Below are 7,291 nucleotides of genomic sequence, written 5' to 3'. Positions count from 1 at the left end.
GACTTCAACGACCCCAGCCACAACGGCACCCCACGACCCTGGCCATACGTCGCCAACAACGCCTGCGCCTCGATCGGATCACCCAAAGTGGTGCCGGTCCCATGCGCCTCCACCGCGTCGACGTCGCCGCCGGACAGACCGGCGCCGGCCAGCGCGTCGCGGATGACCCGTTGCTGTGAGGGGCCGTTGGGGGCGGTCAGCCCGTTGGAGGCGCCGTCCTGGTTGATCGCCGAGCCGCGCACCACCGCCAGCACACGGTGCCCGTTGCGCCGGGCGTCGGAGAGCCGCTCCAGCACCAGCACCCCCACCCCCTCCGCCCACCCCGTGCCATCGGCCGAATCCGAGAACGCCTTGCACCGGCCGTCGGGCGACAGCCCGCCCTGCCGTGAGAACTCCACGAACATCCCGGCGGTGGACATCACCGTCGCACCGCCCGCGAGGGCCAGCGAGCACTCCCCGGCGCGCAGCGACTGCGCCGCCAGGTGCAGCGCCACCAACGACGACGAACACGCCGTGTCCACCGTCACCGCCGGGCCCTCGAACCCGAATGTGTACGCCACACGGCCCGACGCCACGCTCGGGGCACCGCCGGTCAGGGCGTATCCGCCGAAGCTTTCGGACGTCCGGTGCAGCGGGGGGACGTAGTCCTGGTCCGTGACGCCGGCGAACACGGCCGTCCGGCTCCCGCGCAGGGACGCGGGATCGATCCCGGACCGTTCCAACGCCTCCCAGGACACCTCCAGCAGCAGCCGCTGCTGCGGGTCCATGGCCCGTGCCTCGCGGGGGCTGATGCGGAAGAAGTCGGCGTCGAAGTCCAGGGCGTCCGCCAGGAAGCCGCCCGTGCGGACACGGCCGGTGTCCGCGGCGTCCAGGCTCCAGCCGCGGTCCTCGGGGAACGCCGAGATCGCGTCCCGTCCCTCGGCGACGAGCCACCACAGCTCCTCGGGGGAGGTCACGCCGCCCGGCAGCCGGCAGCTCATCCCCACGATCGCCACCGGGTCGTCGTCCGGGGCGCCGCCGGTCGCGGCCGGGTGCCGGTCCGGGGCCCGGCCCGACAGTTCGTCACGCAGATGCCGCACCAGCGCGGCGGGGGTGGGGTGGTCGTACACCAGGGTGGACGGGAGCGTCACGCCCGTCGCGCGGCTCAGCCGGTTGCCGAGCTCCACCCCGGTGACCGAGTCGAAGCCGATCTCCTTGAACGAGCGGTCGTCCTCGACCGCCCCGGGGGTGGCGTGTCCCAGGACGGCCGCCGCCTGGGAGCGGACCAGCGCCCTCAGTTCCCGCTCCCCCGGGCCGGACGGCGAGGCGCCGGTCCCCTCCGCGGGTCCGGCCTCCGCGGCGGACGGTAACGGCGGTGCGGGCCGGACGGCGGCCTGTCCGGCGATCCAGTACGGCTGTCGCTGGAAGGCGTAGCCGGGCAGCTCCACGGTGCGGGCCCCGGTGCCCTCGAAGACCGGCCGCCAGTCCACCGCGACGCCCTGTACGTACAGCTCGGCGATGGACAGGAGCAGCCGCCGCGGACCGTCCTCGCCGCGGCGCAGCGTGCCCTGCACCACGGCGCCGGATCCGCGCGTGCCGGATCCGCCGTCCACGGTGTCCTGGATCGGCATGGTCAGCACCGGGTGCGGGCTGGCCTCCACGAACACCTCGTGTCCGTCCTCGGCCAGGGCGCGGACGGCGTCCTCCAGCCGCACCCGCTCGCGCAGGTTCCGGTACCAGTACTCGGCGTCCAGACGCTCCGCGTCCAGCCGGCCCCCGGTGACCGTCGAGTAGAACGCGACTCCGCTCTCCCGGGCGGTGACCCGCGCCGCGGCCGCCAGGACCTCGTCCCGGACCTCCTCCACCTGCGGGGAGTGCGAGGCGTAGTCGATGGGGACCCTCCGGGCGCGCACCCCGCGGGCCCGGTGTTCGGCCACCACCTCGTCCACGACGTCGACCGGGCCGGAGACGACGACCGCGTTCGGGCCGTTCACCGCGCCGATCGCGACCCGGGTTTGGTCGATCTCGTCAACGGTCACGGCCAGCAGCGCCATCGCTCCCCGGCCGGACAGCCGCGCGGCGATGATCCGGCTGCGCTCGACCATCAGCCGCACGGCCTCGGCCAGGGGCACGATGCCCGCCGCGCAGGCCGCGGTGATCTCTCCCTGGGAGTGGCCGACGACGGCGGAGGGCGTGAGCCCGACCGAACGCCACACCTCCGCCAGCGACACCTGTACGGCGAAGAGCGCGGGCTGCATCACGTCCATGCGCAGCAACGCGGCCTCATCGCCGAGCACATCGCGCAGCGGCCAGTCGACCAGGCCGTCCAGGAGCCGCGCGCACTCGTCCATCCGCGCGGCGAACACCGGGGAGGACTCCCACAGGTCCAGTGCCATCCCGGCCCACTGCGGCCCCTGGCCGGGGAAGGCCCACACCACGCCCGACGGGGCACCGGCCACGCCCTCCACCACGTTGGGCGACGGCTCGCCCGCCGCCAGCGCGGCCAGGCCGGCCAGCAGTTCGGCGCGGTCCTTCGCCACGACGACGGCGCGGTGCTCGAACGCCGACCGGGTCGTCGCCGCCGTGTGTCCCACATCGACGGGGCGCAGGCGGGCGTCGGCCGCCACCCGGTCCAGCAGCCGCGCCGCCTGGGCCCGCAGCGCCGCATCGGTCCGGCCCGAGACCGCCACCGGGAACGGGGCGGCCGGAGCGGCCCCTTCGGTCTCCTCACCGATCTCCCCGGGGGCCTGCGCGCCGCTGTGGTCCGCCGGCGCGGCGGGGCCGTCCGCGACCACCACATGGCAGTTGGTGCCTCCCACGCCGAACGAGCTGACTCCCGCGAGCCGGGGACCGGCGGGCCAGGGCCCGGTGGCGTCGTTCACCCGGAGCTTCCACCGGTCCATCGGGATCGCCGGGTGGGGCTCGGCGTAGTTCAGGCTGGCCGGGAGTGCGCCGTGCTTCAGCGAAAGCGCGACCTTGATCAGACCGATGACGCCCGCGGCGCCGTCGAGGTGCCCGATGTTGGTCTTCACCGAGCCGACGAGCAGGGGCTGCCCGTCCGGCCGGTCCCTGCCGAGCACCGCGTGCAGGGCTCCCGCCTCGACCGGGTCGCCCGCCTTGGTGCCGGTGCCGTGCAGCTCGACGTACCGGACCCGCGCCGGTTCCGCTCCCGCCCGGGCGTAGGCGTCACGCAGCAGTTCCCGCTGTGCCTCGCCGTCGGGGACGGTGAGGCCCTGACCGCCGCCGTCGTTGTTCACCGCGCTGCCGAGCAGGACGCAGTGGACCGGGTCGCCGTCGGCGAGGGCGTCCGTGAGCCGTTTGAGGACGACCACGCCGCCGCCCTCGCCCCGGACCGTGCCGTTGGCGCGTGCGTCGAAGGTGTGGCAGCGGCCGTCCGGGGACAGGGCTCCCGCGCGGGCGAAGGCCAGCGTGCTCTCCGGTGTCAGGTTCAGGTGCACGCCGCCGGCCAGCGCCAGCCCGGCGGCGCCCGACAGCAGGCTCTCGGCCGCCAGGTGCACGGCGACCAGGGACGAGGCCTGGGCCGCGTCCACAGTGAGGCTGGGCCCGCGCAGACCGAGGTGGTAGGAGACCCGGTTGGCGATGACGCCGCGGCTCAGCCCGGCCAGGGAGTGGTGCGAGACGGCGTCCGGGCCGTGCCGGTGGACGAGCGCGGCGTAGTCGTCGCCGGTCGCGCCGAGGAAGACCGCGGCAGGGCCGCCGCGCAGGCTCGCCGGTACGACACCGGCGTGCTCCAGGGCCGTCCAGCTCAGTTCGAGGGCCAGCCGCTGCCGCGGGTCCATCGCCTCGGCCTCGCGCGGGGAGATGCCGAAGAACCCGGGGTCGAAGTCGGCGACCCGGTCGAGGAAGCCGCCTCGCCGCAGCCCCGGCGCGGCCGGCTCGGCCGGGACGCCGTCCAGGTCCCAGCGTCCCTCCGGCACGTCGGTGATCGCGTCCACGCCGTCGTGCAGCAGCCGCCAGAAGGCGGCCAGGTCCTCGGCTCCCGGGACGCGGCAGGTCATGCCGACGACGGCGATCGCGCGCTCGATCGGCTGGCTCGTGGGCATGGCGCGTTCCTCTCCCGGTCCGTCCTTCTCGGGGTGGCTGTTCATGAGGAGGCGTTCGCCGCCGGCCGGCCCGCCCCGGTCCGCAGCCGGGCCAGGTCCGCCTCGGGGGCCGCCACGATCTCCCGCAGCAGCCGCTCGTAGGACCGGGCCATGCGTGCGGCGGTCCCCCGGGCGAACAGGTCGGTGCTGTACTCCAGGGAGCAGTGCAGGCCGGCCTCGGTCTCCCGGGCCGTCAGGGCGAGATCGAACCTCGCCGGGCCGGGGTCGGAGGGCATCGGGGTCACCGTCAGCTCTGTGGGCCCCTCGTCGGCTCCGGCCGTGGGCGGCGGCGTCGGGATCAGGTTGAACATCACCTGCGCCAGCGGGGGGTGTGCCGGGTCGGGCTCCGGTACCAGGGAGCGGACGAGGTCCGCGAAGGGCAGGTCCTTGTGCTCATGGCCTTCGGCCGTGACCTGCCTGGCCTGCGCCAGCAACTCGGTGAAGGGGCGGTCCGCGGCGACGCCCAGCCGCATCACGAGCGTGTTGACGAAGTAGCCGACGAGCTGTTCCAGCTCGGCCCGGGGGCGGTTGGTGACCGGTGTGGCGATCGCCAGCTCACGGTCGTCCGTGTGGCCGCCGATCAGCGCGGCGAACGCCGCGAGCAGGGTCATGTACAGCGTGGCACCGCGCTCCTGGCTCAGCCGCCGGAGCCGGCCCAGCAGATCGAGCGGGATCCGGAAGTCCAGCGAGGACCCCTGGTGGGACCTGACCGGGCACCGCGGGTAGTCGGTGCGCAACGAGAGCCGGGCAGGCAGGCCGGCCAGCTGCCGCCGCCAGTACTCCTGCTGCCGGCCGAGTTCCGCGGCATCGACGGCCTGGCCCTGCCAGCGGGCGAAGTCGGCGTACCGGACCGGCAGGGGCGGCAGGTCCGGGGCGCGGCCCCGGCTCAGCGCGCTGTACACGACGAGCAGTTCCGCCAGCAGGACGCGCACCGACCAGCCGTCGAAGATCCCCCACGGCCGGGTGATGGCAACGACGTGCTCGTGGTCCGTCAGCGTCAGCAGGTGGGCCCGGAACATATGGCGGCCGTCGGGCGCGAAGGGGCGTGCCCGCTCGGCCCGGAGCCACTCGGCGACGGCGGCGTCGTCGGCGACGGCCATCACGTTCACTGCGAAGCCGGCGGCGTCGTGCACCCGCTGGGTGACCGCGCCGTCGTCGCGGCGGACGAATCCGGTGCGCAGCATGGCGTGGCGATCGACGAGCGACTGGACGCTGCGCATATAGGCGTCGCGGTCCAGCGGGCCGGTGAGCCGGAAGGCGATCTGGGCGTTGTCGTACGACGTGCCCAGGTGCTCGGGCCGGTGGAGGAACCACAGGTCCCGCTGTTGCAGGGCGAGTGGGGCCGCCTCGCCGTCCGGTATGGGCACGGCGGGCACCAGGGGCACGGCTTCGGTGGCGGCCTCGTCCCGCTCCAGGACCGCGGCCATCTCCTCGACGGTGGCGCCGGTGAGGATCAGCTGGAGCGGGAGGTCCACGCCTGTCTCCTTGGCGACCCGCATGGCCAGCCGGACGGCCAGCAGGGAGTGGCCGCCCAGGTCGAGGAAGCCGTCCCGGATCCCGACGCGGCCGAGTTCGAGGACCTCCGCGACGAGGCGGCACAGCGTCCGCTGGGCCTCCGTGCGCGGCGCGACGTAGACCTCCTTGGCCATGTCCTCCTCGTCGGGGGCGGGCAGCGCCCGCTTCTCGACCTTGCCGTTGGGGGTGAGCGGAAGTTCTTCGAGGAGCACGAAGACACCGGGGACCATGTAGTCCGGGAGCTTCGCGGACAGGTGTTCCTTGAGGGTGCGGGTCATCGCCGGGCCGGCGTCCCCCAGCCGCGGGAAGTTGGCCAGGTGTGATGCGCGGTAGGGGGCGCGCGCCTGGACCCGGGGCAGCTCGCCCCGGCCGAGCACCAGGTCGAGCTCGTCGGGGCGGCTCTGCGACCAGGTGGCCGCCACCCGGTAGCCGAGCCGCTCGGCGTGGCCCAGGGCGGCTTCGAGTTCCCGCACCTGTCCGGCGGCCCCGGTGGTCAGCCGGGACGCGTCGGGCAGCGGCTCCACCTCGCGCGTGGGTGACCAGCGCGTCAGGCCCTCGGCGACCCGTACGTCCTCGGCGATGCGGGGGTTGGCCAGGCCGCTGACGCCGAACCGGTCCGGGGCGCCGCCGTCCAGGAGGGCGCGCAGCTGTGCCGGGGTGGTGGCCTCCTGCCACGTCAGCGGTGTGGCGGGCGCGGTGGCGCCCTTGGTGAGGACCACGTCGTAGCGGTAGGCGAGCATCTCGTTGTCGCCCACTCCGCGCTTGACCATGAGGTCGACGGCGCCCAGCTCGGGGAACCGCTCGGTCAGCCGGGCGAAGTAGGTGGGGCTGAGCAGCAGTTCGCTCTCCTGCCGACGGCGGCGCCTGACCTGTGCGGCCAGCGCTCCGGCGGTGGTGCCCGCCCCCGTACGGCCGCGCTCGATCGCGCCGGCGTGGGCCGGGTAGAGGTCGAGGTTGCGGACGTCGCCGATGAGGACGCGGCCGCCCTCCGCCACCAGCGGCAGCAGTCGGGCGATGGCCTGCTCCAGGTAGAGCTGGTTGGGGAAGTACTGGACGACCGAGTTGATCACGACCGTGTCGAACGTGCCCTCGGGCAGCGCCGCCACCGACAGGGCGTCGCCCTGCTCCAGGGTGACGTGGCTCCAGCCGCGGCGTTCCGCGCCGCGCCGGACGTCGTCGAGCGCCGAGGCCGACAGGTCGACGGCGTGCACCGACGCGCAGGAGTCCGCGTAGCGGAACAGCAGCAGCCCGGTGCCGCAGCCGACTTCCAGCAGCCGCTTGGGCCGCAGTTCCTCGATGAGGCGGACCGTGCCGTCGATCCACTCGCGCATGTCGGACTCGGGGATGGGTTCGCCGGTGTAGCTGCTGTCCCAGCCGGCCAGGTTCAGGTCGTCGGGGGTGCCGTCGCCCTGGGATCCGGCGTACTGCTCCTCGAAGACATGGCTCCACTGGGCGAGCAGGGCGGCGTTCTGCTCCCGCGCCGCGTCGTCGAGCCACTGTTCCGTCGGGCTCACATACGCGACGAGTGCGCGGCTGTCGGCGGAGCCCTGCGGGACGACGACTCCGTGGGCCACCGCCTCGTGGCCCGCGAGGGCGGCTTCGATCTCGCCGAGTTCGATGCGGAAGCCGCGGATCTTGACCTGGTCGTCATTGCGGCCCACGTACTCCAGCGAGCCGTCGGCCAACTGCCGCAC

At 74.3% G+C, this 7,291-nt stretch carries 2 protein-coding genes; both read right to left on the bottom strand.

The features are described 5' to 3' along the window. Positions 1 to 4,043, bottom strand: a 4,043-nt coding sequence (locus tag ABTY62_RS47175) for a type I polyketide synthase (RefSeq protein ID WP_352135576.1), incomplete at its 3' end; no start/stop codon positions are given. Between the two features lie 41 nt (positions 4,044 to 4,084). Continuing rightward, the coding region (locus tag ABTY62_RS47170) for a condensation domain-containing protein (protein WP_352135575.1) at positions 4,085 to 7,291 on the bottom strand (3,207 nt) is incomplete at its 5' end.

It is taken from the genome of Streptomyces sp. NPDC097640 (genome assembly GCF_040302705.1).
In the GTDB taxonomy this organism is placed as follows: Bacteria; Actinomycetota; Actinomycetes; order Streptomycetales; family Streptomycetaceae; genus Streptomyces.
This window is presented reverse-complemented; position numbering and strand designations above follow the sequence as displayed.